Here is a 26,570-nt window from a genome sequence, read left to right on the forward strand (position 1 = left end):
CGGCTCAGGTCCGCCACTGCTGACTCGCGCCGCGATGCGTCCGGTCCGTCGCGGGGAATCCCACGACCGCCCGGTGCATCCGCGGCGCTCCCTCCAAAGTAGCTCGCCGTCGGCTATGTCACTCTCCGTCTATCGGTCATCCGTCACACCCGGAATGTCAGGCGCTCAGTTGCCTTCGGAGTTGCGCCACCCGGATACTCCTAGCCCGCACCCATATGTCGACGGGAGAGACGCGCGTGCGCCGAGGGTTGGTTCTGGTCGCCCTGGCGTTGGCGTCCGCCGTCACTTCGGTTCTGCTCGCGGTGGCCGTCAACGTGGCTACCGGTGGTGAGCTGCCGGGGCGGCTGGCCCCGCTCGAGCCGCTGGCCTGGCCCGCGGTCGCGCTGGCCGGGCTGGTCACCGCGTTGCTGGCGTTCTGGCAGCAGCGTCCGGCCGAGCCGCCGCGCCGGCCGGTGTCGGGCGAGGGCCGCCGGGGGAGCCCGGCCGAGCTGCCCGCCGCGCCCGCGCTGTTCACCGGCCGCGACCGGGAGATGCAGGAGATCCTGACCGCGGCCGAGGACGGTGCTCCGGTGGTGGCGGTCTCCGGACCGGCCGGCGTCGGGAAGTCCGCGCTGGTCCTGCAGGTCGCGCACCGGCTCGCCGCCAGGTATCCGGACGGCGTGCTGTTCGTCCGCCTCCGCGGGGCGAGTCCGGAGCCCGCCGACCCGGCCGACGTCCTCGGCCGGCTGCTGCGCACCCTGGGTTCCGGTCCGGACCAGGCCGACGTCGTCGAGCTGCGCGGTGACGCCGACGCACTGGCCGCCCGGTTCCGGTCCCGGATCGCCGGGCGTCGCTTCCTGATCGTGCTGGACGATGCGGGCACCGCCCGTCAGGTCCGCCCGCTGTTACCCGGGACGCCCGGCTCCCTGGTGCTGGTGACCAGCCGTCCGGTGCTGGCCGAACTCGACGCGGCCACGCTCGTCCGGCTCGAGGTGTTCTCGCTGGACGAGGCCCGCGACCTGCTGGTCCGGCTGGCCGGCGCGGATCGCGTGCACGCCGACCCGGCCGCCACCGAGGCCGTGCTCCGGGCCTGCGGCAACCTGCCGCTGGCGGTCGCGATCGCCGGGAGCCGGCTGCGGGCCCGCCCGTCGTGGTCGATCAAGACGATGGCCGACCGGCTGGCCGACGAGGGCCGCCGGCTCGACGAGCTGAGCTCCGGCCACGACGCGGTGCGGGCCAGCGTCGCCGCCACCTACGTCGAACTCGACGCCTACCACCAGCGGGTGTTCCGGCGACTGGGCGCACATCCGGGCACCGACTTCGACGCCCCGGCCGCGGCCGCGCTGGCCGACCTGATCCCGGCCGGAGCCGTGCCCGCCCTCGACCGGCTGGTCGAGCGTCAGCTGGTGGAGGTCGTGACCAGCGACCGGTACCGGCTGCACGACCTGCTGCGGCTGTTCGCGGCCGAGCAACTCGGCGACGGGTCCGAGTACCCGGACGCGCTGCGCCGCCTGGCCCGGCACTACGCCGAGCGCGTCACCGGCCCCGACCAGGATCTGTACGAGCCCGGCTACGTCGGCGACGAACCGGCCGAGGCCGCCGCGGTGGACGTCGAGCGCGAGAACATCATCGCGACGGCGTCGACGGCCGAGGCCGCCGGTCTGCACGAGGCGGCCTGGGAGCTGGCCGTCGCGGCCGAGCCCGCATTCGCCCGGTACCCGTACCACGCCGACGCCCGGCGGCTCTGGGACGCCGGTCTCGCCGCCGCCCTGGCCCTCGGTGAGCCCGAGCGGATCGCGCGGGCGGAGTACGGGATGGGCCGCGCCGCCCAGTACAGCGGCGACGTGCAGCGCGGGCTGGACCACGCCCGGGCGTCCCTCGAGTGGTGGGAGCGAACCGACGACGAGCGGAACAGCGCGGCCGCGCACCGGCGCCTGGCCAGCTCTCTGCACAGCGTCGGCCGGCTGGCCGAGGCCGAGGACCACTACCAGCAGACGATCCGCCTCTGTGACCGCACGATCGCCGCCCCGGCGCCCGGCTCGCGGTGGTCCGCGGACGAGGCCCGCGCGCTGCGCGCCTCGGCGATGCGCGGTCTCGGCAGCCTGATCGTCGCGCTGGGCCGGATCGACGAAGCCGTGCAGACGCTGCAGGGCGCGGTGGAGATCCGCCGTAACGCCGGCGACAGCGCCGGGCTGGCCCGGGCGCGCACGTCGCTGGCCCGGGCGCACCGCAAGGCCGGCCGCACCGAGGTCGCGCGCGAGCTCGTCACGCCGCAGCTGGTGGTGTTCCAGCGGCTCGGAGACGCGATGTGGGAGATCACGGCGCTGCGCGAGATCGGGCGGCTGGAGCTGGCCGACGGGCGTCTGGCCCAGGCCGCCGAGCACCTGGAGTCCGCCCGCGTGCTGGCCGAGCGCAGCCGCAACCGCACCGGCGCCGGCATCACGCTGGTCGCGCTGGCCGACGTCGACCTCGCGGCGGGCCGCCCGGACGCGGCGGCCGAGCGGTTGCGCCGAGCCGCGGACGGGTTCCGGGCGGTCGGCGACCGGGTCCGGGAGGGCACCGCGCTGCTGCGGCTCGCGCTGCTGCTGACCAACCGGGGCCAGGACGTCGACGACATCGTCGAGCGCGCCCGGACCGTACTGGTCGACGTCGAACTGCCGGAGGCCGAGGAGTTGCTGGCACGCGTCCGGCGGGTGCCCGGAGCGGCCGACCCCACCCGCTCCGACCTGGGGCGCTGACCGGCGGTTACGCTCGCGGCATGCGGTATTTCGAGTCCGTCGTCGACCTGATCGGCGGCACGCCCCTCGTCAAGCTCAACTCGCTCGCCGAGGGGGTGCCCGGCACCGTCCTCGCGAAGATCGAGTACCTGAACCCGGGCGGCTCGGTGAAGGACCGGATCGCGGTCCGGATGATCGAGGCCGCGGAGAAGTCCGGCGCCCTCCGCCCCGGCGGCACGATCGTGGAGCCGACCAGCGGAAACACCGGCGTCGGCCTGGCCATCGTGGCGCAGACCAAGGGCTACCGGTGCGTCTTCGTCTGCCCGGACAAGGTCAGCGAGGACAAGCGGAACGTGCTGCGCGCGTACGGCGCCGAGGTCGTGGTGTGCCCGACCGCGGTGGAGCCGGAGCACCCCGACTCGTACTACAGCGTCTCCGACCGGCTGGTCCGGGAGATCGACGGCGCCTGGAAGCCCGACCAGTACTCCAACCCCGAGGGCCCGGCCAGCCACTACGAGACCACCGGCCCGGAGATCTGGAACGACACCGACGGCCGGGTCACGCACTTCGTCACTGGCATCGGCACCGGCGGCACGATCACCGGCACCGGGCGGTACCTCAAGGAGAAGGCCGCCGAGGCCGGCCGCTCGGTGAAGATCATCGGCGTCGACCCGGAAGGTTCGGTCTACTCGGGCGGCACCGGGCGCCCGTACCTGGTGGAGGGCGTCGGTGAGGACTTCTGGCCGAGCGCGTACGACCCGTCGGTCACCGACGACGTCGTGGCGATCTCCGACGCCGAGTCGTTCCAGGTCACGCGTCGGCTGGCCCGGGAAGAGGGGCTGCTGGTCGGCGGGTCGTGCGGGATGGCGGTCGCCGGGGCGCTGAGGGTGGCCCGGGAGGCCGGGCCGGACGCGGTGATCGTCGTGCTGCTGCCCGACGGCGGCCGGGGTTACCTGTCGAAGATCTTCAACGACGAGTGGATGGCCGGATACGGCTTCCTGAACCTCGCCGAGCGGACGCCGGGCGGGATCACGGTGGGGGAGGTGCTGCGAGCCAAGACCGAGGGCATGCCGCAACTCGTCCACACGCACCCGAACGAGACCGTGAAGACCGCGATCGACATCATGCGCGAGTACCACGTGTCGCAGATGCCGGTCGTGCGGGCGGAGCCGCCGGTGATGGCGGCCGAGATCGCCGGGTCGATCAGCGAGGCGGCGCTGCTGGAGGCGCTGTTCGAGCGGCGGGCGACGCTCAGCGACGCGGTCGAGACCCACATGGCCCCGGCGCTGCCCGCGGTGGGGTCGGGGGAATCGGTGGACGTGGCGATGAAGGCGGTCGAGGCGTCCGACGCGGCCCTGGTCCTCGAGGACGGCAAGCCGATCGGCATCCTCACCCGCCAGGACCTGCTGTTTTACCTAGCTCAGTAGTCGAGGGCGCGGGCGCGTAGCGCGTCGAGGTCGTAGACGACCACGGTGAGGCGGCTCGTGCGGAGCAGTCCCTCCGCTCGGAGGGACTGGAGGGCCTTGCTGACGGCTTCCCGGGAGGCGCCGATCCAGCCGGCCAGTTCGTCCTGGGTGAGCGGCAGCGCGATCCGGGTGCCCTCCGCAGTCGGCTGGCCGAAGCGATCGGCCAGCTCGACCAGGCGGGCCGCCACCCGGCCGAGCGTGTCGTGGGCGCCGAACTCGATCCGCTTGCGGTCGGCGTCCCGGAGGCGGTCGGCGAGCATCCGGGCCAGCAGCAGCGCCAGCCGCCCGTGCGCCCGCAGGTACTCCTCGAACGCCCCCAGCGGCAGGACGAGCGCGGTCACCGGCTCCAGCGCCTCCACGGTCGCCGACCGCGGCCGCTCGTCGATCGCCGCCAGCTCGCCGACCAGCGCCCCCGGCCCGCGCACGGCCAGCAGCACCTCGGTGCCGCCGCCGGTGCTCGAGTAGGCCTTCACCCGTCCGCTCACCAGGACGAGCACCGAGTCCGACTCGTCGCCCTCGTGGAACAGCACGTCGCCCCGGGCCCACGACCGGGGCCGGGCCATCGCCGAGAAGTCCGCGGCCTCAGCCTCGTCCAGCGCGCCCCAGAACTCCTCGGCCGGCGGGCTCGGCGGCCTCGGTGGCCTTGGCGGCTTCACAGTGCGGCCACCACGTGGGCCCGGACCGGTTGCCGGCGGCCCTTCACGGTCAGCTCGCCGAGCGAGTACGAGATCGACGCCGGGAACTCCAGCTGCTGCATCGTCGCGTCCCCGACCACCACCTGGCCCGGCTGGGCCAGCGTCTGCAGCCGGGCGGCGACGTTCACCGCATCGCCCATCGCGTTGAACCCCCGTAGCGTCTCGCTGCCGATGTTGCCGACCAGGGCCGACCCGGTGTTGATGCCGACCCGGAACCGCGGCCAGCCCGGACGATCGCCGGCGATCGCGTCGACCGCCGCCTGCATCGCGAGCCCGGCCCGCACCGCCCGCTGGGCGTGGTCGGGCTGCCGGGCCGGCGCGTTGAACAGCGCGAGCAGTGCGTCGCCGACGAACTGGACGACCGTCCCTCCATTGTCGAGGATGCACGGCACCGCAACACCGTGGTAGCGGTTGAGCATCGTCACGATCTCGCCCGGGTTCACCTGCTCGGAGAACGTCGTGAACCCGCGCAGGTCGGCGAAGAGCGCGGTGACCTCGACGATCGAGCCGCCCAGCGCGGCCTGCGCCGGGTCGGCCAGCAGCGACGCGGCCACGTCCGGGGACATGTACTGCCGGAACAGCGTGCTCAGCTCGGCGTACAGGCGGGCGTTCTCCACCGCGATCGAGAGCTGGTTCGCCAGCGCGGCGGCCAGCGCGTTCCAGGTCTCCGAACCGGCCCGCGCCGGTACCTCGACGACGCCCGCCACCTTGCCCTTCACGGTCAGCGGGTGGATCAGCCGGTCACCGTCGCGGTACGGGCCCCGCGCGGCCAGATCGTCGGGCGAATAGGCGCGCCCGGAGACGTCCAGAGTGCCGTTCGTGACCAGGCCGACCTCGACCGGGCCGTAGGCCGGACGCACGCGGGTCAGTACCTCCTGGAGGAGTTCCTGTTCACCCAGGCCGACGCGGGCCCGCTCGCCGACCGCGACCAGCGCGCCGAGCAGGGCGGAGAGCTCGCGCTCGGCGGCCAGCGCGGTACCGGCCCGGTCGAGGACCACGGCCTGACGTTCGGTGAGCCCGAACCGGTGGGCCAGCTGGGAGGCGAGCGGCTCGACGGTGGGCCGGCCGCTGCGCTCGCGGTCGCGCAGCGCGGTGACGAGTTCCTCCAGCGCGGACTCGTACTGTGCGCGCACGGCCCGGACGGTCGGCGCGAGCATCACCGCGTCGAACAGACCGGCGCTCGATCCCTCCCGCCGGTACTGGACGTACGCGCTGTAGGCGACGAACCCGAACGCGAACACCAGCAGGACGTGCCACTCCCACCACGACAGGTGCCACTTGTCGGCCAGCGTGACCGCGACCATCGCCTCGGCCAGCAGCACGAACGCGGTCAGGATGCTGACCAGCACCGCGGCCGGTGCGCGCCGGTGCAGCCGGTAGTACCGCCAGGCTGCGACCAGGTAGAGGACGACCGCGAGGATCGCGACGCCGATCAGTGGGCCCTCGACGTCGCGGACCTGCTGCGGGGCGTTCAACGGCGGTAGATCGAGGAGCTGGCCGACGCCCCACAGCGCCATCAGCGCGGTCAGGCCGATCCAGAGCGGCTTGCGGATCGCCAGCACCCGCGCGGAGTTCAGCGGCAACGACGACGCGGCCGCGAACACCGCGGAGATCGCCAGCCCGGTCGGCTGGGAGAGGTCGAAGCCGATGTTCGCGTGGTCGACCAGCACGCCCGGCGTGGCCAGCGCGTGCAGCAGGAAGAACCCGGCCGACGACAGGAAGCACAGCGACACCAGGAACAGCCGCGCGTCGCGTCGGTTCATCGCCGCGTTGGTCATCGCGATGCCGGGCAGCAGGCTGATCGCGGCGACGTTGAGCACCAGCCAGAAATGGCTCGGCGGATGGTGCCAGAGCACGTCGGCGGCCGGGTGGGCGAGCAGGAGCCAGAGCCCGCCCAGCGGCACCAGCAGGTGCATCGCCCACACGACGGCACGCACCGGCTGCACGGTGGGAGGAAGGGATGTCATCCGGGTGTCCGGTAGGCGACAGGCAGCGCACTGTGCGTATTTCTGCACGGACTTGGGGTCGCGCTCGGTATCACAGTGGAGGGGACCACGTTGCGGCCAGACCTGGAGACGTCATGAGCCACAGAGGACCACTCCTCACCCTCCTGTCCGGAGCGGTGGTCGCCGCTGTGCTTCTGACTCTCAGCTCGCAGGCCAACCACGAGAGCACCAGCACGGCTGCGCCCGCCGCCAATACATCCCAGCCGAGCGCGCCGCCCAGCGCCATCCCCTCTTCCGCCGACCCGGCGCCGTCGGCCGGTGGGAGCTCGAAGCCCCCGGTCGCGACCCGCAAAGCGGTGTTCGCCGGACGGGTCGTGGGCGGCCGGGCGACCGTCGCCATCTCGGTCAAGAACGGGAAAGCGGTCGCGTACTTCTGCGACGGCAAGAAGACCGAGGCCTGGATGACCGGCCCGGCCGCCGGTGGCGACCTCGACCTCGAGGGTGCTCCGGGCGGAACGCTCACCGGCACCTACGGACGGACGAAGGCGGCCGGCACGGTGACCGCGGGCGGGCAGCAGTGGAAGTTCGACGCTCCGCTGGTGACCTCGCCGTCCGGGGTCTACCGGGGCACCGCGCGGGTGCAGGGCGCCCGGGTGGTGGCCGGCTGGATCGTGCTGCCCGACGGCAGTCAGGTCGGCGTCGCGAGCGTGGACGGGCAGCCGGAGCCGGCGCCTCCGATCGATCTCAACTCCAAGACCGCGACGGTCGACGGCGGCCGGGTGCCGGTCGCCGAGGCCGAGCCGGCTGCCTGAGGAGCGTCGCGATGACCTGGAACCCCGATCCTGACGAATCACCGACGCGCGCGTTCTCGGCGCCCACGCGGACGGCTGCTCCCCAGCCGGCGCGTCCTTCCACCGTGGCGAAGCTGATCGTTCCGCTGGCGATCGGGGCCGGGGTGGCGGTCGTGCTGGGGACGTACGGAAAGCTGCACACGCCGACCGGGATCGCGGTCAGCGTCGCCGGGTTCTCCGGGCCGTTGCAGGTGAAGGTGTGGCTGGCCACGATGGCGATCGTGTTCGCGGTCGTGCAGCTGGTCACCGCGCTGGCGATGTGGGGCAAGCTGCCGCTGCGCGGCTCCTGGGTGAGCCCGGTGCACCGGTGGTCCGGCCGGATCGCGTTCCTGCTGACGCTGCCGGTCGTCGTGCACTGCCTCTATGCGCTGGGGTTCGCCGATTACAGTCTGCGAACACTGCTTCACTCGATCCTGGGGTGCTTGTTCTTCGGTGCGTTCACCACGAAGATGCTCGTGCTGACGAAGAACGGGCTGGCCGGGTGGGTATTGCCGGTGTTCGGCGGGGTGGTGTTCGCCGCGCTCGTGGGGGTGTGGGCGACGTCGGCGGCCTGGTTCTTCTCGACCTCGGGCCTGCAGTTCTGAACTTTTCCGGGGTGGCTCCCGTGAAGTTCTGCGGTGCCTGTGAAGATCTGGTGTGGCCTGGCTGAGCCGTAGCAGTCTGTGCTACTGATTGAGCACTCAACTACTACACGTACTACTACATCTCAGCCTAACCCGAGGAGAACGTATGGATACCGAGATCCGCGGCCTACTGAACCGCCGATCGGTGCTCGCCGGGGCCGGAGCGGTCGGGGTGACGCTGGTCGCCAGCGCCTGCTCGACCTACGGCGACAACAGCAGCAGCGGTGACTCCGCGGCCGCGTCCAGCGCGCCCGCCTCCGCTCCGAGCTCGGGCGCGGCCACCGGGGAGGCCCCCGCGGCCGACGCGATCGCCAAGGTCGCCGACATCCCGGTCGGCGGCGGCAAGATCTTCGACGACGTGGTGATCACCCAGCCCCAGGCTGGGACGATCAAGGCCTTCTCGAACGTCTGCACCCACCAGGGCTGCAAGGTCAACAAGGTCGACACGACGATCGACTGCCCGTGCCACGGCAGCAAGTTCTCGCTCACCGACGGCTCGCCGACCGCGGGCCCGGCGACGAAGCCGCTGGAGTCGAAGAACGTCTCGGTGAACGGCGATTCGATTTCGCTGGCGTGAGTCCGTCGCTCGCGTGGGCTGAGCGTTAGCGCTGGACCGATAGTGTTTTCTCGTGGATCTCGACGCCTACGTGGCCGAACACGAGGGGGAGTGGCGCCGGCTCGAGCAGCTGCTCGGCCGGCGGCGCCTCACCGGCCAGGAGAGCGACGAGCTGATCGCGCTCTACCAGCGGGCGGCCACGCACCTCTCCGCGGTCCAGAGCCGCGCGCCCGACCCGGCGCTCGTCGGGCGGCTGTCGCGCCTGGTGGCGCGGGCGCGGTCGGCGGTCACCGGGAGTACCGCGCCGTCATTGGTGACGTTCGCGCGGTTCTTCACGGTCGGGTTCCCGGTCGCGGTGTACCGGGCCTGGCCGTGGTGGTGCGGGGTGGCGACCGCATTCTCGGCGGTCGCGTTCGGGATGATCGCGTGGTTCGGTACGCACCCGGCGCTGGCGAGGCAGCTGGCGCCCGATTCGGTGCTGAAGCAGCTGGTCGAGCATGAATTCGCTGATTACTACTCGGAGAACCCGTCCCAGGACTTCGCCGCCCAGGTGTGGACGAACAATGCGCTGATCGCGGCGCTGTGCCTGTTCTCGGGGGTGCTGATCTTCCCGGTGCTGATCGTGCTGTTCGAGAACGCGGTCAACGTGGGCGAGATCGGCGGGGTGATGGTCGCGTACGGGCGCACGGACGTGTTCTTCGGTCTGATCACGCCGCACGGGCTGCTGGAGCTCACCGCGGTGTTCGTCGCGGCCGGGGCGGGCCTGCGGATCGGCTGGTCGTGGATCGCGCCGGGCCGCGGCCGGACCCGCTCCCAGGCGCTGGCCGAGACGTCCCGGGCGGCGGTGCTGATCGCGCTGGGGCTCGTCGTGGTGCTGGCTATTTCCGGGGTGATCGAGGCGTTCGTGACCCCGTCGGGCCTGCCGACGTGGGCGCGGATCTCGATCGGGGTTGCCGCGTTTGCGGGGTTCTTGGCGTATGTGGTGGTGCTGGGAGGGCGTGCGGCTCGGGCCGGTGAGACGGGGGATCTGGCGGTGGGGGAGCGGGAGGATTTGGCTCCGACGGTGTGAGGGTTGGGGTTGGGGGTGGCTCGGTGGCTCTCCCGGCTGCCGTATCCGGCGTGGCATTACCGGCTGGTCGCGGGTCTCGTGGTCGCGGCCTCGTAGACGATGCCACGTCGGTGGCGGCGAGGCTTGGGTGGGAGATCGTGGCCGGGCCTGCGGGTGCAGTCGCGTAGGCGGCCATCGATGGTGCTGCTGTCGCTGGGCGCAGCGAGTCGCGGGGCAGTAGGCCGACCGCCCGACGTGCGTTTCCGAGCGGTCGATCGATGAACCGAGGTCGGGCACCTCGGGCGCACCGCCCGGTGTGGCAGGGGCCGTTCCGCGGCGCGCGATAGGGCGCCTCGCTCACATCGACCCGCTGCTGTCGGGGCATTCTCACCTGCCCTCGCTCGCGGGGTGCGCTAACCGCTCCGCCGACGAGCGCGGTCCGCCGCCTGAGTCCCCTGCCCAGGTCCGCCGCCCGGGCCCGCCGCCCGAGTCCGCCGATCCCATTCGCCGCCCGTTCGCCGCTCCGGTCCGCTGTCCCAGGTCCACTCCGCTGTCCCAGGTCCCTGTCCGCGCCGCCCACCGCGCACGTTGGCTGGCCCGCGCCTGCGCCCGCCGCACGTTGGCCAGCCTGCGCCCGCCGCCTATGTCGCCCTCATGCGCACACCGGGCCCACGTCGGCCGGCCCACGCCCATCGGTCCGCGCTCATTGGCTCGCGTCTGCTGGCGCGCTCAGCGGCCTATATCGGCGGGTCTGCGTTGGCCGGTCTGCGTCCGGGCGGTCCGCGTCCGCCGGAGTGCGCTCATGGGCTGACACGCGCTGACGCGTGTTCGCCGGCCCACGGCAGTTGATCCGGGCTGTCGGCTCGCGCTGCTGCCCATGTCGGTGGGTCTGTCTCGGCCGGACCGCGTCCGCTGCCCATGTCCGCCGGTCCGCGTCCGTTACCGACGTCGGCCGATCTGTGACGGCCGGTCTGCGTCCGACGGGGCGCGTTCACCGGGTCACGTCCGCTGTCGCGTGCTCCCCCGGCCACGTTCGTCGATCCGCTCCCGCCGGGCCGCGCTCGCCGCACACGTTGGCCGGCCTGCACCCGCCAGACGTTGGCCGGCCTGCGCGTGCCGGGCCCATGTCGGCCGGTCCCCGTCCATCGGTCGCGCTCATTGGCTCGCGTCTGCTGGCGCGCTCAGCGGCCTACGTCGGTGGGACAGCGTTGGCCGGTCTGCGTCCGGGCGGTCCGCGTCCGCCGGAGTGCGCTCATGGGCTGACGTGCGTTGGCGCGTGCTCGCCGGCCCACGGCAGTTGATCCGGGCTGTCGGCTCGCGCTGCTGCCCATGTCGGTGGGTCTGTCTCGGCCGGACCGCGTCCGCTGCCCATGTCCGCCGGTCCGCGTCCGTTACCGACGTCGGCCGATCTGTGACGGCCGGTCTGCGTCCGACGGGGCGCGTTCACCGGGTCACGTCCGCTGTCGCGTGCTCCCCCGGCCACGTTCGTCGATCCGCTCCCGCCGGGCCGCGCTCGCCGCACACGTTGGCCGGCCTGCACCCGCCAGACGTTGGCCGGCCTGCGCGTGCCGGGCCCATGTCGGCCGGTCCCCGTCCATCGGTCGCGCTCATTGGCTCGCGTCTGCTGGCGCGCTCAGCGGCCTACGTCGGTGGGACAGCGTTGGCCGGTCTGCGTCCGGGCGGTCCGCGTCCGCCGGAGTGCGCTCATGGGCTGACGTGCGTTGGCGCGTGCTCGCCGGCCCGCGGCAGTTGGTCCACGACCGCCGGCTCGTGCTGCCCCATGTCCGCCGGTCCGCGTCCGCTGCCCACGTCGGCCGATATGTGTCGGCCGGTCTGCGTTCGCCGGGGCGCGTTCGCCGGGTTACGTCCCCTGGCGCGTGTCACCCTGCCCACGTCCGTCGATCCGCTCCCGAGGGACCGCGCTAGCCGCGCGTTGGCCGGCTTGCGCTAGCCGCGCGTTGGCCGGCTTGCGCCCGCCGCGCGTTGGCCGGCTTGCGCCCGCTGCACGTTGGTCGGCTTGCGCCCGCCGGGCCCGATGTCGGCCGGTCCGCGTCCATCGGTCCGCGCTCATTGGCTCGCGTCTGCTGGCGCGCTCAGCGGCCTACGTCGGCGGGTCTGCGTCGGTCGGTTTGCGTCCGGGCGGTCCGCGTCCGCCGGAGTGCGCTCGTCGGCTCGCGTGCGTTGGCGCGTGCTCGCCGGCCCACGTTCGTCGCTCCGCGACTGTCGGCTCGTGCTGCTGCTGATGTCGGTCGGTTCGTGTCCGCCGGTCCGCGTCCGCTTCCCACGTCGGTCGGTCTGCGTCCGCCGGGGCGCGTTCATCGGGTCGCGTCCCCTGGCGCGTGCTCGCCCGGCCCACGTTCGTCGCTCTGCCCTCGTCGGCTGCCGCCCTGTCGGGCCGCCGCCAATCAGCCGTCCCCGCTGGGCCGCCCCCGCTGGCTGCCCCTGCTGGCCGTCCCCGCTGGGCCGCCCCTGCCGATCCGCCCTGCCGGGCCGCCCCTGCCGGGCCCCTCTCGCCTGGTCGCGCTGGTGCGGCGCGTCGGCCGTCAGGCGCCTTGTAAGGCGCGCTGAGCGCGTTTGCCTCTGCGATACCGAGGGTCACAGCGGGGCGACAACCACCCCGCGGCGGGCCAGCCGTCTCGGCTAACGGCGGCGGCGGCGCCTCGTCCAAAACATTGACACGGTGGTGGTAACGTCCACCCATGGTGAACCTGGACGCGTTTATCTCCGGCCTTCCCAAGGCCGAGTTGCACGTGCATCACGTGGGATCGGCATCCCCCCAGGCGGTGGCCGAACTCGCCGCGCGTCACGCCGGAAGCACGACCGTGCCCGCCGACCTCGACGCCCTCGAGAAGTTCTTCGAGTTCCGCGACTTCGCGCACTTCATCGAGGTCTACATCGCGGTCGCCGACCTCGTCCGCGAGCCCGAGGACGTCCGCATCCTCACGTTCGAGGTCGCCCGCGAGCTCGCCCGGCAGCAGGTCCGATACGTCGAGCTGACCGCGACCCCGTACTCGCACACGATGCGCGGAATGGCGCCCGAGGCCTACTGCGAGGCCCTCGAAGAAGCCCGCAACGCGGCCCGGCGCGACCTCGGCATCGAGATGGCCTGGTGCTTCGACATCCCCGGCGAACTCGGGATCCCGGCCGCCGAGGGCACGCTCGAGACCGCGCTCGACCAGCGCCCCGACGGGCTCATCGCGTTCGGCCTCGGCGGCCCGGAGATCGGCGTCCCCCGCCCTCAGTTCAAGCCGTACTTCGACCAGGCGATCGCGGCCGGTCTGCACTCGATGCCGCACGCCGGCGAGACGACCGGCCCGGAGACGATCTGGGACGCGATCCGCCAGCTCGGGGCCGAGCGCATCGGCCACGGCACCAGCGCCGTGCAGGACCCGGAACTCGTCAAGTACCTCGCCGAGCAGCAGATTCCGCTCGAGGTCTGCCCCACGTCCAACCTGCGCACCCGGGCCGTGCCCAGCCTCGCCGAGCACCCGCTGAAGGCCATGGTCGAGGCCGGGCTGTTCGTCACGATCAACTCCGACGACCCGCCGATGTTCGGCACGACGCTCGAGAACGAGTACCGCGTCGCCGCGGACCTGCTCGATCTCGACGCGCTCGGAGTGGCCGAGCTGGCCGCGGCCGGCGTGCGCGCCTCGTTCGCCCCCGACGCGCTGAAGAAGCAGCTCCTCACCGAGATCGAGGACTACACCGCCGCCAACGTCTAGAGCCGCCCGGCCGCCTTCATCGCCAGGTACGTGTCGGTCACGGTCGACGCGAAGACGTCCGCGGGCGCGTCGACGACCTCGACGCCCCGCGCCCGCATCGCGGTCACGATCTTCCGCCGCTCGGCGTCACCCCGGGCGGCCGCGGCCGCCTGGTAGATCGCCGCCGCGTCCCCGCGCCGACCCTCCATCGCCGACGCCGCCGGGTCACCGACCGACGCCAGCACCACCGTGTGCCGGTCGGTGAGCCGGCTCAGCACCGGCAGCAGCCCCTCGGCCAGCGGCGCCGGCTCGATCGCGGTGAACAACACGACCAGGCACCGCTTCCGGGCCCGCACCAGCACCTCGGACACCACGAGGTCGAAGTCGGACTCCACCAGCCGCGGCTCGACCGGCGCCAACGCCTCGCCGATCGACGCGACCACGCTGCCGTGCCCCTTGCCCCGCACCGACGTCCGCACGGCCACGTCGGCGGCGAACAGCTCGACCCGGTCGCCCGCCTTGGCCGCGACCGCGGCCAGCAGGAGGCACGCGTCCATCGCCGCGTCCAGCCGCGGGATGTCGCCGACCCGGGCCGCCGACGTGCGCCCGGTGTCCACGACCAGCACCAACCGGCGGTCCCGCTCCGGGCGCCAGGTCCGCACGACGACCTCGCTCCGGCGCGCGGTCGCCCGCCAGTCGATCGACCGGGCGTCGTCCCCGGGCACGTACTCGCGCAACGCGTCGAACTCGGTGCCCTGACCCCGGGCCCGCACGGCCAGCGACCCGTCCAACCGGCGCAGCCGGGAGAGCTTCTCGGGCAGGAACCTCCGCGAGGCGAACGGCGGCAGCGTCCGGACGGTCCAGGCCGGCGTCAGCCGGCGGATCCGCCGCCGCCGCGTCTGCCGGTACGCCAGCCCGAGCGGTCCGGTCGACCGGACCGTCACCGCCGCCGCCGGCCGGTCTCCCCGTCGCGTCGGGGTGAGGGTGGTGTCGAGCCGTTCCGTCGCCCCGGCCTTCAAAACCACTTGGTGGACGTAGGGGGAAGCGCCGGCTGACGGCACCCACGCGTCCCGGATGCGGGCGCGTACCGTGCGCCGTCCGGTGTTCGTCGCGACCAGCGTGACCACCGCGGACTCGCCCAGCCGGGTGTGCGTCGCGCCCCGGCGGCGGAACGCCACCTTGCCCGCCGCGCCGGCCAGCGACCAGTCGACGACACACACCAGCGCCAGCACCAGCAGCCAGATCTGCGCGGTCGCCGCGTGCCAGGGCAGCACCGCGCTCACCACCGCCCCGGCCACGCAGAGCAGAACGACCCGCCCGGTGATCACGGTGTCAGCGAGGGGTCGGCACGGTCGCGAGCACCGAGTCCAGCACCCCGTCCGGCGTCGCGCCGTCCAGCTCGGCCTCCGGACGCAGCACGATCCGGTGCCGCAGCGTCGGACGGGCCAGCGCCTTCACGTCGTCCGGAGTCACGTAGTCGCGGCCGGACAGCCAGGCCCAGGCCTTCGCGGTCGCCAGCAGCGCGGTCGAGCCCCGGGGCGAAGCCCCGGCGGCCAGCGACGGGGACGTCCGGGTGGCCCGGCAGACGTCGACGACGTAGGCCATGACCGGGTCGGCGACCTGCACGGTGCGGGCCACCGCCTCCCGGGCCGCGGCCAGATCGGACGCGCCGGCGACCGGCTCGACGCTCGACAGGTCGCGGGGATCGAAGCCGTGGTGGTGCGCGGCCAGCACCCGGAGCTCGGCGTCGCGGGAGGGCAGCGGGACGTCGACCTTGAGCAGGAACCGGTCGAGCTGGGCCTCGGGCAGCGGGTACGTGCCCTCGAACTCCAGCGGGTTCTGGGTGGCGGCGACCACGAACGGGTCGGGCAGCTTCCGTGGGCTGCCCTCGACCGTGACCTGCCGCTCCTCCATCGATTCGAGCAGCGACGCCTGGGTCTTCGGCGGCGTCCGGTTGATCTCGTCGGCGAGCAGCAGGTTCGTGAAGACCGGGCCCTCGCGGAACTCGAACTCGGCCGTGCGGGCGTCGTAGACCAGCGAGCCGGTGACGTCGCCGGGCATCAGGTCGGGCGTGAACTGGACCCGCTTGGAGTCCAGCGACAGCGCCGCGGCCAGCGTCCGGATGAGCAGCGTCTTGGCCGTACCGGGGACGCCCTCGAGCAGCACGTGGCCGCGGCACAGCAGCGCGATGACCAGGCTGGTCAGCACCGCGTCCTGACCGATGACGACCTTGCCGACCTCGGCGCGGAGCCGCCCGAGCGCCGCCCGAGCCGCTTCGGCGTCGGTGGCCACACTGAACTGTACGGACGCATCGGTCACGACTGTTGTCCTTCGTCAGGGTTCGTCACTGAAGTGCGCGTAGGGCTCGTCACCGCGGACACCAGCGCGTCCAAAGCGTCGGCGAGGACGACCAGCCCGTGGTCGTCGGCCGGTGGCGGGCCATAAAGATGTTGGCCGACGGTCGCGGCCGGCCAGCCGGAGCGGTCGGCGACCGCGTCGCAGACCTCACGGAGTTCGGGGTGCGAGCCGAGCCCGAGCACCGGCAGCAGCCGGGCGAGCGCGGCGCCGCGGAGCGCCTCGGCGGCCTCCGGGCGGGCCTTGGCCCGCTGGTAGAGGCGGGCCCGGCCCTCGACGGTCTCGGTCGAGCGGACGACGACCGGCAGCGGCTCGGCAATCGGGGCGCTGAGCCGGCGGCCGCGCCAGAACGCGGCCAGCACGCCGGCGGCCAGCAGCATCCACAGCGTCGTCGGGATCCAGCCCGGGAGCAGGTCGGTCAGCGAGCGGGGCTCGTCCTGGGCGATCGCTTCCGGGGTCACCCGCTGCAGCCAGATCACGCCGCGGTGGGCGGAGAGCAGGCCGAGCGACAGCGCCGCGTTGCCGTGTTCGGCGAGGTGCTCGTTGGTGAGCGCGTCGGCCGCGCCGACGAAGACGAGCTCGGCTTTGGACGGGCGGTCGAGCACGGCCAGGGTGCCGCCGTAGCAGGTGGTGAGGCCGTCGCCGGTGAAGTGGTAGCCGCCGGCGTCGGCGTTGCCGGCCGAGCGGGCCTCCGGGAGGCCGCAGTTCGGCTCGGTGGTGTCGGTCAGGCTCACGGTGCCGACGCCGACGCCGACGTCCAGGTCGTCGAGGGTGAACGTGTCGGGCTGGAGGAACACGACGCGGACCGTGTCGGGCAGGTCGGCGAGTTTGCGGAGGCTCTCTTTGCCGAGGTTGTACGGGTAGGCGACGACGATCGTCACGTCGCCGTCGGAAGCGCCGGTGAGGGTCTCGTCGGTGGTGTCGACCTCGGTCAGGGGGTGGCCGTGGTTGCCGAGAAGCACGGCCAGGGCCCGGGTGCCCTCGGGGTAGGCGCCGTCCGGGTCGAGCGGAACCTTCTGTCCGGACGGGCCGGTGCTGTTCAGCACGATGATCGCGACGGCGACCAGCGCGACGAGCGCCGTCCCCAGCACGATCCGCACGCGCCACGGAGACCGCACCGCGGGTGGAGTGGCAGTGGTCGTCACCGCCCCTCACCGCCCGTGCCCGGGGCGACCCACGTGGTCGCGGCGACCAGGTCGCCCTGCCCCGGGCGGGCGGCCGCGACCGCGCGAGCGATCTCGCGCATCCGCGCGTCGTGCTGCGCGGTGGCCGTGCGGCCGCCGTACCAGACCTCGCTGAACAGCTCGGCCGCCTCGGCCAGCTCCGACGCCACCGACGGCAGCACCGCGCCGGCTTCCCCGGCCAGCTCGTACGCCGTCCGCCCCGGACGGTTGTCGACGAGATCCCGGGCCACCAACCGCGCCACGATCCCGCGCAACCGCTCGCGCAGAGCCTCGTCCCACTTGCCCTCGGCGGCGAACGCGTCCGCCCGGGCCTCGTGCTCGGTCGCGGTCCGGGTCGGCGTCACCGGATCCGCGGCCCGGCGGACCCGGGCCGTCCGCCCCGGGAGCCCGAACCGCCAGATCAGCAGCCCCACCAGCACGACGATCACGGCCAGGAAGACCAGCAGCCCGATCCCGTGCCCCGGCCCGGCGTTGCCCGCCCCGTCCAACAGGTGGCGCAGAGTGTCCTGGGCCCAGTCGATCATCCGCTGGATCAGCGACGGCTTCTCGTCCTGATAGATCTGCTTCGACAGCTCGTCGGCCGCCTCGTCGGCCGACGGCTGACGCGGGTACGGCTGCAGGGGCAGCCCGAGCAACACGCTCACCGGAGGCTCGCCTTCCGGGCGAGCCGGCCGGCCAGCCCCCACTCGACGTCCAGCGCCTCGGTCCGCATCCGCCCGTCCAAATACAGCATCGTGTCGATCCCGGACCGGAACGCCCACACGACGACCAACGGGAGGTAGTAGGCGACGGCCACCGAGATCGACAGCAGCAGGAGCGCGCCGTGGTTGCCGTTGGCCAGCGCGTCGTCTCCGACGACGGCCTCCACGATCAGGCTGGTGATGATCGTCAGCGGCAGGAACAGCATCAGCCAGACGACGCCGCTGACCAGACCGGCCAGCAACCGGATCCCGAGCTGGCGGAACAGCGACGCGCCGGTGCCCCCGCCGACCTGGATCCCGCGCTTCAGCGCGGTGCCGATCGACGCGCCCTCGAACACCATGACCAGCACCGAGAGTCGCATCAGGCCACCGAACAGCGGCACGAAGTACCCGACGATCGGGATCGCCGCGATGACCGTGTTCACGCCGGTCAGCGCCAGTGCGAGCAGCATCAGCCGGCCGAGCCGGGGCCGCATCCGGGCCCACACCGACGCCAGGTTCGACGGCGCTCCGGCGGCTTCCTGCGCCACCGCGATCGCGGCCGACGCGCTGGTCATCACCGCGGCCACGGTGGAGCCCAGCGAGGCCACCACCGAGAAGATCGTGAGCGTCAGGAAAAAGAGCAGCAGGTCGGTGCCGGCCGACGACGAGTCGCGGCTGAGCAGGCTGGTCAACACCCACCACAGCGGGACGCTGATGAGCAGCTGGACGCAGACCATCACGGCGGCGACGCCGAGCGTCGGCCCGGGGTGGCGACGGAGCAGGTCCATGCCGCCGTCGAGGATCTCGCCGACCGAGAGCGGCCGGAGCGGGACGGGCCCGGAGCCCGGCCCGGCGGACAGCGGGGGCAGTCCGACCGGCGGAGCCGGCGCGGTCACCGTGCTCACCCGCGAATCCCCTCCCGGTCGGTGACTGTTTGCAACATGGTGCCATGCCCTCGCGAGGCCATTCCGGCGCGTCAGTACGGCGGCGCCCGGGCAACTCGTGGCGGAGAGTGCCACGATGTGGGCATGAGAGCGCGTGTGCTGGTGGTCGACGACGATCCTGCCCTGGCCGAGATGCTCGGAATCGTGCTACGTGGTGAGGGTTTCGCCCCCTCGTTCGTTGCTGACGGTGAAGCAGCGCTCACGGTCTTCCGGGAGACCCGGCCCGATTTGGTGCTGCTCGACCTCATGCTCCCGGGCATGAGCGGGCTGGACGTCTGTCGGGCGGTTCGGGCGGAATCCGGGGTTCCGATCGTGATGCTGACCGCGAAGAGCGACACGGTCGACGTGGTGCTGGGGCTGGAGTCCGGGGCAGACGACTACGTCGTCAAGCCGTTCAAGCCCAAGGAGTTGGTGGCCCGGGTCCGGGCCCGGTTGCGGCGGGGCGAGGAAGCACCGCCCGAGACGCTGACGATCGGCCCGCCGCACGCCCAGGTCGAGATCGACGTCCCCGGGCACTCGGTGACCCGCGAGGGCAACCCGATCGCGCTGACCCCGCTGGAGTTCGACCTGCTGGTCGCGCTGGCCCGCAAGCCGCGTCAGGTGTTCACCCGCGAGGTCCTGCTCGAGCAGGTCTGGGGTTACCGGCACGCGGCCGACACCCGGCTGGTCAACGTCCACGTCCAGCGCCTGCGGGCGAAGGTCGAGCGCGACCCCGAGCACCCCGAGGTCGTGCTGACGGTCCGGGGCGTCGGCTACAAGGCGGGCACGGGGTGAGGCGGTGGTTTCAGCGCGCCCTCCGGGCGGCTCGCTGGCTCACCGCACGCGTGCTGGCCCGCTGGCGCCGGTCGCTCCAGCTGCGGGTGGTCGCCAGCACGCTGATCGCCAGCAGCATCATGACCGTCGCACTGGGCCTGTTCGTCGTACACCGGGTCACCGACGGGCTGGTCGCGGCCGAGCGGGAACAGGCCCTGGCCCAGCTGGCCAGCGGCGCGAACTACCTCGGGAACGAGCTGTACGGCCTCAACGGCCCGGACGACCCCGATCTCGACAGCACGGTCCGCCTCGCGGTCGCGAACCTCTCCGCGAGCGGCGCTCGCAGCGCCGATTTCGCGGTCGCCGTGCAACAGACCGAGAACGCGCGGCTTCCCGCCAAGTACGTCCTCCGTTACGAGGCGGACGACGTCCGGCCGCCGGCCGCTCTCGCCCGGCTGATCGCCTCCGGTGAGCAGCGCGGCTACGAGTTCACCCGCACCACGGTGGACGAGCGCCCGGCGCGTCCGTTCCTGGTGGCCGCCGCGCCGGTCGAGACCAAGGCCGGCCGCTTCGACCTGTACTACTACTTCCCTCTGGACGACCAGGTCGCGACCGTCGGCCTGGTGCAGAACTCGCTGACCGCGATCGGCGCGTTGCTGTTGCTGCTGCTCGCGGCGATCGCCGGAATCGTGACCAGGCAGGTCGTGACCCCGGTGCGGGTCGCCGCCCGCACCGCCGAGCGGCTGTCGGCCGGGCTGCTCGAGGAGCGGATGGTCGTCCGCGGCGAGGACGAACTGGCCCGGCTGGCGCACTCGTTCAACCAGATGGCCGCGAACCTGCAGCGGCAAATCGTCCAGCTGGAGAACCTGTCCCGGCTGCAGCAGCGGTTCACGTCCGACGTCTCGCACGAGCTGCGGACGCCGCTGACCACGGTCCGGATGGCCGCCGACGTGATCCAGATGTCCGCGGACACGTTCCCGCCCGCGCTCGCCCGCTCCACCGAACTGCTGTCGGCCGAGGTCGACCGGTTCGAGTCGCTGCTCAACGACCTGCTGGAGATCAGCCGGTACGACAGCGGCGCCGCGGTGCTGGAGCCGGAAGACACCGACGTGCGGACGCTGGTGACCCGCACCGTCGACGGGCTGAGCCAGCTGGCCGGCCGGATCGGTTCGACGCTCGAGGTGCACATGCCCGACGACGCCGTCATCGCCGAGGTCGATCCGCGCCGGGTCGAGCGGATCCTGCGCAACCTGGTCGGCAACGCGATCGAGCACGGCGAGGGCCGCCCGGTCCGGATCACGCTGGCCAGCGATGCCGACGCAGTCGCGATCACGGTCCGGGACTACGGCGTCGGCCTGCGTCCGGGGGAGGCCCAGGCGGTCTTCGACCGCTTCTGGCGCGCCGACCCGTCGCGGGCCCGGCAGACCGGCGGCACCGGGCTGGGGCTCTCGATCAGCCGGGAGGACGCCCGGCTGCACGACGGTTGGCTGCAGGTCTGGGGGTGGCCCGGGCTCGGCGCCCAGTTCCGGCTGACGCTGCCCGCGCGGCGGGGCGTCCGGTTGACGTCGGCGCCGTTGCCGCTGGCGCCTGGGGACGCCGGGACCCGGTATCCGCGGGCCATCGAAGGGCCCCGGATCGAGGGGCCGCGTACCGAGCCGGTGATCCCGCACCCGGCCGACACCGAGGTGGGGAACCGTGGCTAGGCCGGGCGTCGTCCGTTGGGCCGCCGCCGCGCTGGTGGCGACCGCACTCGCGGGCTGCGCGCACGTGCCCGACAGCGGGCCGGCCGTACCGATCGCGGTGTCCGGTGGCTCGCCGGGCGGTGAGGCGTCGAACAGCAGCGTGAACACCGAGCTCCCGGGGCCGAGCGGGGACGCCGACACGTCCGTCCGGTCGTACGTCAACGCGCTGCTGACCACCCGGAACCCGGGACCACTGGGCGACCGGTACCTGCCGACCAAGGCGCTGCGGACCGCGTTCAGCCAGATCCGGTCGGTCGTGATCGTCAAGGGCGACATCACGACGTCGGTCGCTCCGATCGCCGCGCAGGCCGACACCACGACCGCGACGTTCCGCGCCGACCTGCTCGGCACCGTCGACAGCGACGGCGTCTTCCAGCACGGCGAGAACCCGTCCTGGCAGCTCCAGGTGCGGATCCAGCTGGTCAGGGGCAACTGGGTGTTCGCCGAGCCGCCGCCGATCATCGTCAAGACCGACCAGTTCGGCACCGCGTTCTCGGAGCAGACCGTGTACTACGCGGCTGCGCCGAGTGCGATCACCGGCACGAACCCGCGGCTGGTCGTCCCGGAGACCCGGTACGTCAACGAGGACATCAGCGACCAGCCGAGCCAGCTCGTCGACTACGTGCTCGCCGGTCCGTCGGCCGAGCTCAGTCGCGTCGCGGCGAACCCGCTCCCGAACATCAAGCGGACGCGGCGGGTCGCCGTCGAAGACGGCGACCTGATCATCGAACTCGAGCCGGAGGCCGAGTCGGCGAGCAAGGAAGCGCTCAACGCGTTCGTCGCCGAGGTCGGCTGGTCGTTGAGCGACTCGTTCCAGGGCGCGGTGCGGTTGCTGGTGGGTGGCCGTCCGCTGGACGTGGACGGGTTCGCGGCGACCCAGCCGCAGAGCGTCTGGCGGCGCTACAACCCGGCCGTCGTCAGCGAGCCGGGCCTGCCCGCGTTCCAGATCCGGAACGGCGCGGTGCGAGAGCTCACGCCGGGCGGCAACACCGAGCCGGACCGGCCCGGGCTCAAGCGGCCGATCCTGCAGAAGGGCGTCCACAGCGCGGCCGTGTCCGTCGACCTGACCCGGCTGGCCATCGTCCGGGACGAGCCGGGCGGGGGGCAGCGGCTGTGGGTGGCGGACGCGTCCGGGACGCTCCAGCCGACGCTGCGCGCGCCCGAGATCGGTCGTCCGACCTGGGGTGGCAACCGGTCGACGGTCGCCGTGCCGATCAACGGCCGGGTGCTCGAGGTGGGGGTCGGGAACGTCAGCAGGCCGACCGAGGTCCGCGTCATCGGGCCGGGCGGACGGTCGCTGACCGACGTCTCGGCGATCCGGCTCTCGCTCGACGGCGTCCGCGGGCTGGTGATCAACGGCGAGGGCAGCACCGCGAAGCTCTACTACGGCACGCTCACCGGCGCGACCGGCGGCGTGCTCGTGCTGACCGTCCGCGAGCTGGAGGTCGACGGGACGCCCCGGGACGTGTCCTGGTACGGCCTGGCCAATGCGGCGGTGGCGGTGGAACAGGCGAACGGGCGGATCTCGGTCGTGCTGGCCCCGATCGACGGGACGCCGGCGCATTCGCAGTCGTCCGACCGGTCGGCACCGTTCCCGACCACGGTGCGGATCGCCGCCGACCCGACGGCCAACCCCGAGGACAGCATTCCGCTCGAGGTCGGCGGGAAGATCGTCGACTACAGCGTGAACAGCCGGCCGTTGAACCCGGATACTCCCGGCGCGGCGCCGTTCTACCCGGGCTGAGGCCGTCGTCCACAGGGGGGTTACGGGAGGCGAGGCGGCCGGGCAGGGTTTTCGGCATGCTCGACGCGGTGCTGGAACTCGTCCTGCCGGTGCGGTGTGCGGCCTGCGGGGGTGACCGCGGGCCGCTGTGTCCGGCGTGCGCACGGGAGGTGCGGGCGGCCCGTCCGGTGGCGGTGCCGCCGGGCGAGCGGTCCGGTGGCGCGGAGCCGGCGGTGTGTGTCGCGTCGGGGGTGTACGGGGGTGCGCTGCGGTCGCTGCTGATCGCCTACAAGGAGCGCGGAAGCCGGTCGCTGGCCCGTCCGCTGGGGGCGCGGCTGGCGGTCGCGGTGGCGGGTCTGGGCGGCCGCGGGCCACTGCTGTTGGTGCCCGTCCCGTCGTCACCGGCTGCGATCCGCGCTCGCGGTGGTGACCACGTGTTGCGCCTGGCCCGGCGGGCTGCGGCTACATTGCGTTCCCACGGAGTGGACGCCCGCCCGGCTCAGTTGCTCACTCTGCGTCGCATTCCGGTGGATTCGGTGGGATTGAGCCCGGCTGAGCGTCGAGCGAACATCGCCGGCGCGTTCGGGGCGGTTCGTGGGGGCGGCCGGGGCGGCGGGGTCGTGCTGGTCGACGACATCGTGACCACCGGTGCGACGCTCACCGAGGCGGCCCGGGCGGCGTCCGGAGCCGGGTTGTCGGTGGTGGGGGCGGCGGTGGTCGCGGCCACTCGTCGGCGACCCTAGTTCGTGACGTTAGGTAGTCGCAGGGTTGCGCTGCGGGTGCAGTCCGTTAGAACCTCGTGTCGCCACGCGCGGTGTCTGTTTCCATTCTGAATGAAGTGGAAAGCCAGTCACCAGGCGTAACAAGCATACGGTTACCCAAACCGGATGTTTTGCTCGGAGTGGAGGGGTGACTACTACCCCCCAAGGGGTTAGCGTCAGGTTCCTCAGCAGTTCTCGCCCTGAACAGATGGATGTCATCGAGGGGAGGTTGCCGTTTACCGGTTGCTTCCCGCCTGTGGGCAGAACCGGTACCTCGCAAATGAAGCCACCCAGCGTTGGGCAGGCTGATCAGATCGCGGAAGCGTGGAGGTACGTGTGGACATCGTCGTCAAGGGTCGTAACGTCGAGGTGCCCGATCACTACCGGCAGCACGTGGGCGAAAAAATCGCCCGGATCGAGCGCTACGACCAGAAGTTGATTCGTATCGACGTCGAACTGTTCCACGAGCCGAACCGCAGGCAGGCGCAGACCTGCCAGCGGGTCGAGATCACCGTGAAGACCCGGGGCCCGATGATTCGCAGTGAAGCCTGCGCGGCGGACTTCTACTCCGCATTGGACCTCGCGATGACGAAACTGGAGAACCGTCTCCGACGCGCGGCCGACCGCCGGCGCGTCCACCACGGTCGTCGCACCCCCGTCTCGGTCGCCTCGGCGATGGCGGACGCGACTCTCGAGCTCCCGGCGTCCATGTGGACGTCGCCCGACGGCCTGGAACAGCCCGTCGACGGAGCCGTCGCCGTCCTCGACGAGTGGGAGGACGGCCCGTGCCGGATCGTCCGCACCAAGGAGCACCCGGGCGAGCCGATGACCGTGGATGACGCCCTCTTCGAGATGGAACTCGTCGGGCACGACTTCTACCTCTTCAACGACAAGGACACCGGCCGCCCGTCGGTCGTGTACCGCCGCAAGGGCTACGACTACGGCGTCATCTGCCTGGGCATTTAGGTTCACGGCCCGCCCAACGCGCCTGCTGGCGCGTCAACGACGACAACACGATGCGGACGCCCGGCGCCTCACGCCGGGCGTCCGCCTGTTCCGTGGTCGCCGAGCCCGCCCAGCGATCCGCCCCAACCGCGCTCGGAGCGCGCGGATTGACGGGAAATCGGCGCTTCCGGGTGGCTCTGGACGCCGATTTCCCGTCAAACCGCGGAACGGGCGCCGAACGAGGAGCGTCTCAGGCGGAGGGGCGCATCGCCGGCCCGGCCGTTCACAACGCCCATCGGTGGCGGCGCGGCCAGTCAACGGCGCTGGTTGCGCGGGCCATGGTCGGCCGACAACCAGCTCGGAGCGCCCGCGTCGGCCCACGGATCACCGGCATGCGGGCCATGGCGCTGAACAGGGCCACGTCAGCGCGCCGCCACGGGGAGGCGAAGCCCGCATCCACGCCCGGGGCCACGTGACCCCGAGGCAAGTGCCGCAGGCCGCGGTGAAACGACGAGAGACCGTGATCCCCAACGCGCTGATCGAGGGGCAGCTGGGTGCGGGGCTTCAGTTCGCCGGCGCGCTCGGCCCTCAGTTGCGCCGGAACTGAGGGCGCGTTCGCCTACGGAGTTCCGAGGCACAGCGGGGCGCGCGGATTGACGGGAAATCGGCGCTTCCGGGTGGCTCTGGACGCCGATTTCCCGTCAATCCGTGAAACGGACGCCGAACGAGGGGCGTCCTCGGGCGGAGGGGTACGGCGCCGCGTCGGCCGTTAACAACGCCCGTCGGTGGCGGCTGGGGCAATCAACGGCGCTGGTTGGCCGGCCTAATGGTCGGTCGGCGACCAGTTCGGAGCGCCCACGTTGGTGCACGGAGTACCGAGCATACGGGCAAGGGCGCTGATCAGAGGCACGTCGGTGCGCCGCCGCGGGAGGCGAAGCCCGTATCGACGCGGGCGGCGGCGTGACCCCGAGGCAGCAGCCGCAGGCGGCGGTGAAACGACGGGCGACCGTGACCGACAGCGTGCTGATCGAGGGGCAACTGGGTGCGGGATTCAGTTCGCCGGTGCGCTCGGAGCTCAGCTGCGCCGGAACTCGTGGCGCGCCGCCCACTGGCTCCGAGGCCCAGCGGGGCGGGTGCGCGGATCGACGGGAAATCGGGGTCTTGAGGCGCCCGGAAGCCCCGATTTGCCGTCGATCCGTGGTCGGCGCCGAACGAGGGCGTCGCTGGGCTGATGACTCGGCGCCTGTCAGTGACGATTAGCTCGCTTCGGGCGGCCCGCGGGCGCTCGTCTGTGGCTGATCGGCCGTGGCTGGGATGTGGCCACTACGAGGCCGCGGAATGTCAGGGCTCTCGTTGTGCGTCGGCGTGGCGTTATTGCGGCCAGGTGGCGCGCTCGGCGTTGGCCGGTGCGGATTCGCTGCCTCCTTGCGGTCCTGCGACCGCTCAGCTGGGTCAGGTCGGCCAACGCGGCCGTCGGGCGCCGACCGGTCGCAGGGTCGCGGGGTCGCGATGCGCATCCTCGGTGTCTGCGATGAGCGCGTTGTGGATCCCCGGCGGAACGCGGATTGACGGGAAAGCGATGCTTCCGGGGCGCGCGAGACGCCGTTTTCTCGGCAATCCGCGTGACGGCGCTCGGGTGGATGGGCGAGACGCTGTTGGCTCGGCGGCACCGCTCCTGTGGCGGGCCGATCGAGCTGCATGGCCGGGTGCGGGGCTGGTGCGCCGGGGGCGGGCGCCTAGCGCTGAGCTGGGTGGGTCGGGCTGGTCGGTCGTTCTGCGACGGGCCGGTGGTTGCCGACAGGGCGGATCGGGCTGGTCGGTCGATCCGCGGCCGGTGGGCGGTTGACGACCGGCGCGCGGATCTCGGGATCAGGGCGGCGGCGGATCGTGAGGCCGCG

The 26,570-nt window shown here is 72.6% G+C and carries 18 protein-coding genes and 1 pseudogene; 12 read left to right on the forward strand and 7 right to left on the reverse strand.

The genetic code is table 11. The features are described 5' to 3' along the window. Positions 1 to 236 precede the first annotated feature (236 nt). Together FL583_RS34410 and FL583_RS34415 are read left to right on the forward strand one after the other, a co-directional pair. Entirely contained in the window at positions 237 to 2,717 is a 2,481-nt protein-coding gene (locus FL583_RS34410) for an ATP-binding protein (protein ID WP_170324023.1), read from the forward strand. Between the two features lie 20 nt (positions 2,718 to 2,737). Further along, positions 2,738 to 4,123, forward strand: a complete 1,386-nt coding sequence (locus FL583_RS34415) for a cystathionine beta-synthase (RefSeq protein ID WP_142709069.1) — start codon at positions 2,738 to 2,740, stop codon at positions 4,121 to 4,123. On the opposite strand, the gene FL583_RS34420 is transcribed toward FL583_RS34415, so the two are convergent. Beyond that, positions 4,117 to 4,725 (reverse strand): Crp/Fnr family transcriptional regulator, encoded by a 609-nt coding sequence (locus FL583_RS34420; protein WP_142709086.1) that lies wholly within the window; start codon positions 4,723 to 4,725, stop codon positions 4,117 to 4,119. The two genes, FL583_RS34415 and FL583_RS34420, sit on opposite strands and share 7 nt — an antisense overlap. Positions 4,726 to 4,814: 89 nt before the next feature. Beyond that, positions 4,815 to 5,583 (reverse strand): annotated as a pseudogene (locus FL583_RS43230) (adenylate/guanylate cyclase domain-containing protein); the annotation flags it as partial. Between the two features lie 1,408 nt (positions 5,584 to 6,991). Between FL583_RS43230 and FL583_RS34430 the strand changes: the two are divergent. From FL583_RS34430 to FL583_RS34450, 5 genes are all read left to right on the forward strand, one after another. Then, complete coding sequence (locus FL583_RS34430) at positions 6,992 to 7,615, forward strand: hypothetical protein (protein ID WP_205752722.1); 624 nt, start codon at positions 6,992 to 6,994, stop codon at positions 7,613 to 7,615. A 104-nt stretch (positions 7,616 to 7,719) separates the two neighbouring features. After that, entirely contained in the window at positions 7,720 to 8,238 is a 519-nt protein-coding gene (locus FL583_RS34435) for a DUF6529 family protein (RefSeq protein ID WP_142709072.1), read from the forward strand. 145 nt (positions 8,239 to 8,383) lie between these two features. Continuing rightward, positions 8,384 to 8,854, forward strand: a complete 471-nt coding sequence (locus tag FL583_RS34440; protein ID WP_142709073.1) for a Rieske (2Fe-2S) protein — start codon at positions 8,384 to 8,386, stop codon at positions 8,852 to 8,854. Between the two features lie 52 nt (positions 8,855 to 8,906). After that, positions 8,907 to 9,902 carry a stage II sporulation protein M gene (locus tag FL583_RS34445; protein ID WP_142709074.1) on the forward strand — a complete coding sequence of 332 codons (996 nt, stop codon included), beginning with the start codon at positions 8,907 to 8,909 and terminating at the stop codon, positions 9,900 to 9,902. A 2,678-nt stretch (positions 9,903 to 12,580) separates the two neighbouring features. Beyond that, positions 12,581 to 13,603 (forward strand): adenosine deaminase, encoded by a 1,023-nt coding sequence (locus FL583_RS34450; RefSeq protein ID WP_142709075.1) that lies wholly within the window; start codon positions 12,581 to 12,583, stop codon positions 13,601 to 13,603. Here FL583_RS34450 and FL583_RS34455 read toward each other — a convergent pair. From FL583_RS34455 to FL583_RS40555, 5 genes are read right to left on the reverse strand one after another with little or no spacing between them, the layout of a single operon-like run. Further along, positions 13,600 to 14,910, reverse strand: a complete 1,311-nt coding sequence (locus FL583_RS34455; protein WP_142709076.1) for a DUF58 domain-containing protein — start codon at positions 14,908 to 14,910, stop codon at positions 13,600 to 13,602. The genes FL583_RS34450 and FL583_RS34455 overlap by 4 nt on opposite strands. A gap of 4 nt (positions 14,911 to 14,914) precedes the next feature. After that, a complete protein-coding gene (locus FL583_RS34460; protein WP_205752723.1) occupies positions 14,915 to 15,901 on the reverse strand; it encodes an AAA family ATPase in 987 nt (328 codons plus the stop codon). After that, a complete protein-coding gene (locus FL583_RS34465) occupies positions 15,898 to 17,082 on the reverse strand; it encodes a DUF4350 domain-containing protein (protein WP_142709077.1) in 1,185 nt (394 codons plus the stop codon). Before FL583_RS34465 ends, FL583_RS34460 begins: the two co-directional genes overlap by 4 nt. Next, positions 17,079 to 17,765 (reverse strand): DUF4129 domain-containing protein, encoded by a 687-nt coding sequence (locus FL583_RS40550; RefSeq protein WP_170324024.1) that lies wholly within the window; start codon positions 17,763 to 17,765, stop codon positions 17,079 to 17,081. The genes FL583_RS34465 and FL583_RS40550 overlap by 4 nt, the downstream gene beginning before the upstream one ends. Further along, the gene (locus FL583_RS40555; RefSeq protein WP_170324025.1) at positions 17,762 to 18,709 is read right to left on the reverse strand and encodes a hypothetical protein; all 948 of its coding nucleotides are present in this window, start codon (positions 18,707 to 18,709) and stop codon (positions 17,762 to 17,764) included. The genes FL583_RS40550 and FL583_RS40555 overlap by 4 nt, the downstream gene beginning before the upstream one ends. A gap of 123 nt (positions 18,710 to 18,832) precedes the next feature. On the opposite strand from FL583_RS40555, the gene mtrA reads away from it, so the two are divergent. The 5 genes from mtrA to hpf all read left to right on the forward strand — a co-directional run bounded on the left by mtrA (position 18,833) and on the right by hpf (position 24,693). Further along, positions 18,833 to 19,522: an MtrAB system response regulator MtrA gene (mtrA, locus tag FL583_RS34475; protein ID WP_142709078.1), complete on the forward strand. Its 690-nt coding sequence runs from the start codon at positions 18,833 to 18,835 to the stop codon at positions 19,520 to 19,522. Next, entirely contained in the window at positions 19,519 to 21,204 is a 1,686-nt protein-coding gene (gene mtrB, locus FL583_RS34480; protein WP_205752724.1) for an MtrAB system histidine kinase MtrB, read from the forward strand. The genes mtrA and mtrB overlap by 4 nt, the downstream gene beginning before the upstream one ends. Continuing rightward, positions 21,197 to 22,987, forward strand: coding sequence for an LpqB family beta-propeller domain-containing protein (locus FL583_RS34485; protein WP_142709079.1), 1,791 nt, complete (start codon positions 21,197 to 21,199; stop codon positions 22,985 to 22,987). The genes mtrB and FL583_RS34485 overlap by 8 nt, the downstream gene beginning before the upstream one ends. A 56-nt stretch (positions 22,988 to 23,043) precedes the next feature. Beyond that, positions 23,044 to 23,709, forward strand: coding sequence for a ComF family protein (locus FL583_RS34490; protein WP_142709080.1), 666 nt, complete (start codon positions 23,044 to 23,046; stop codon positions 23,707 to 23,709). A gap of 354 nt (positions 23,710 to 24,063) precedes the next feature. Next, positions 24,064 to 24,693, forward strand: a complete 630-nt coding sequence (gene hpf / locus FL583_RS34495; RefSeq protein WP_142709081.1) for a ribosome hibernation-promoting factor, HPF/YfiA family — start codon at positions 24,064 to 24,066, stop codon at positions 24,691 to 24,693. The last annotated feature ends 1,877 nt before the right edge of the window (positions 24,694 to 26,570 follow it).

This window comes from Cryptosporangium phraense, assembly GCF_006912135.1.
Lineage (GTDB): Bacteria > Actinomycetota > Actinomycetes > Mycobacteriales > Cryptosporangiaceae > Cryptosporangium > Cryptosporangium phraense.

Bases quoted from the DNA above. Each gene is read 5' to 3' on its own strand.
- FL583_RS34415 (WP_142709069.1), top strand. From the start codon at position 2,738: ATGCGGTATTTCGAGTCCGTCGTCGACCTGATCGGCGGCACGCCCCTC.
- FL583_RS34420 (WP_142709086.1), bottom strand. From the start codon at position 4,725: ATGGCCCGGCCCCGGTCGTGGGCCCGGGGCGACGTGCTGTTCCACGAG.
- FL583_RS34440 (WP_142709073.1), top strand. From the start codon at position 8,384: ATGGATACCGAGATCCGCGGCCTACTGAACCGCCGATCGGTGCTCGCC.
- FL583_RS34450 (WP_142709075.1), top strand. From the start codon at position 12,581: ATGGTGAACCTGGACGCGTTTATCTCCGGCCTTCCCAAGGCCGAGTTG.
- mtrA (WP_142709078.1), top strand. From the start codon at position 18,833: ATGAGAGCGCGTGTGCTGGTGGTCGACGACGATCCTGCCCTGGCCGAG.
- FL583_RS34490 (WP_142709080.1), top strand. From the start codon at position 23,044: ATGCTCGACGCGGTGCTGGAACTCGTCCTGCCGGTGCGGTGTGCGGCC.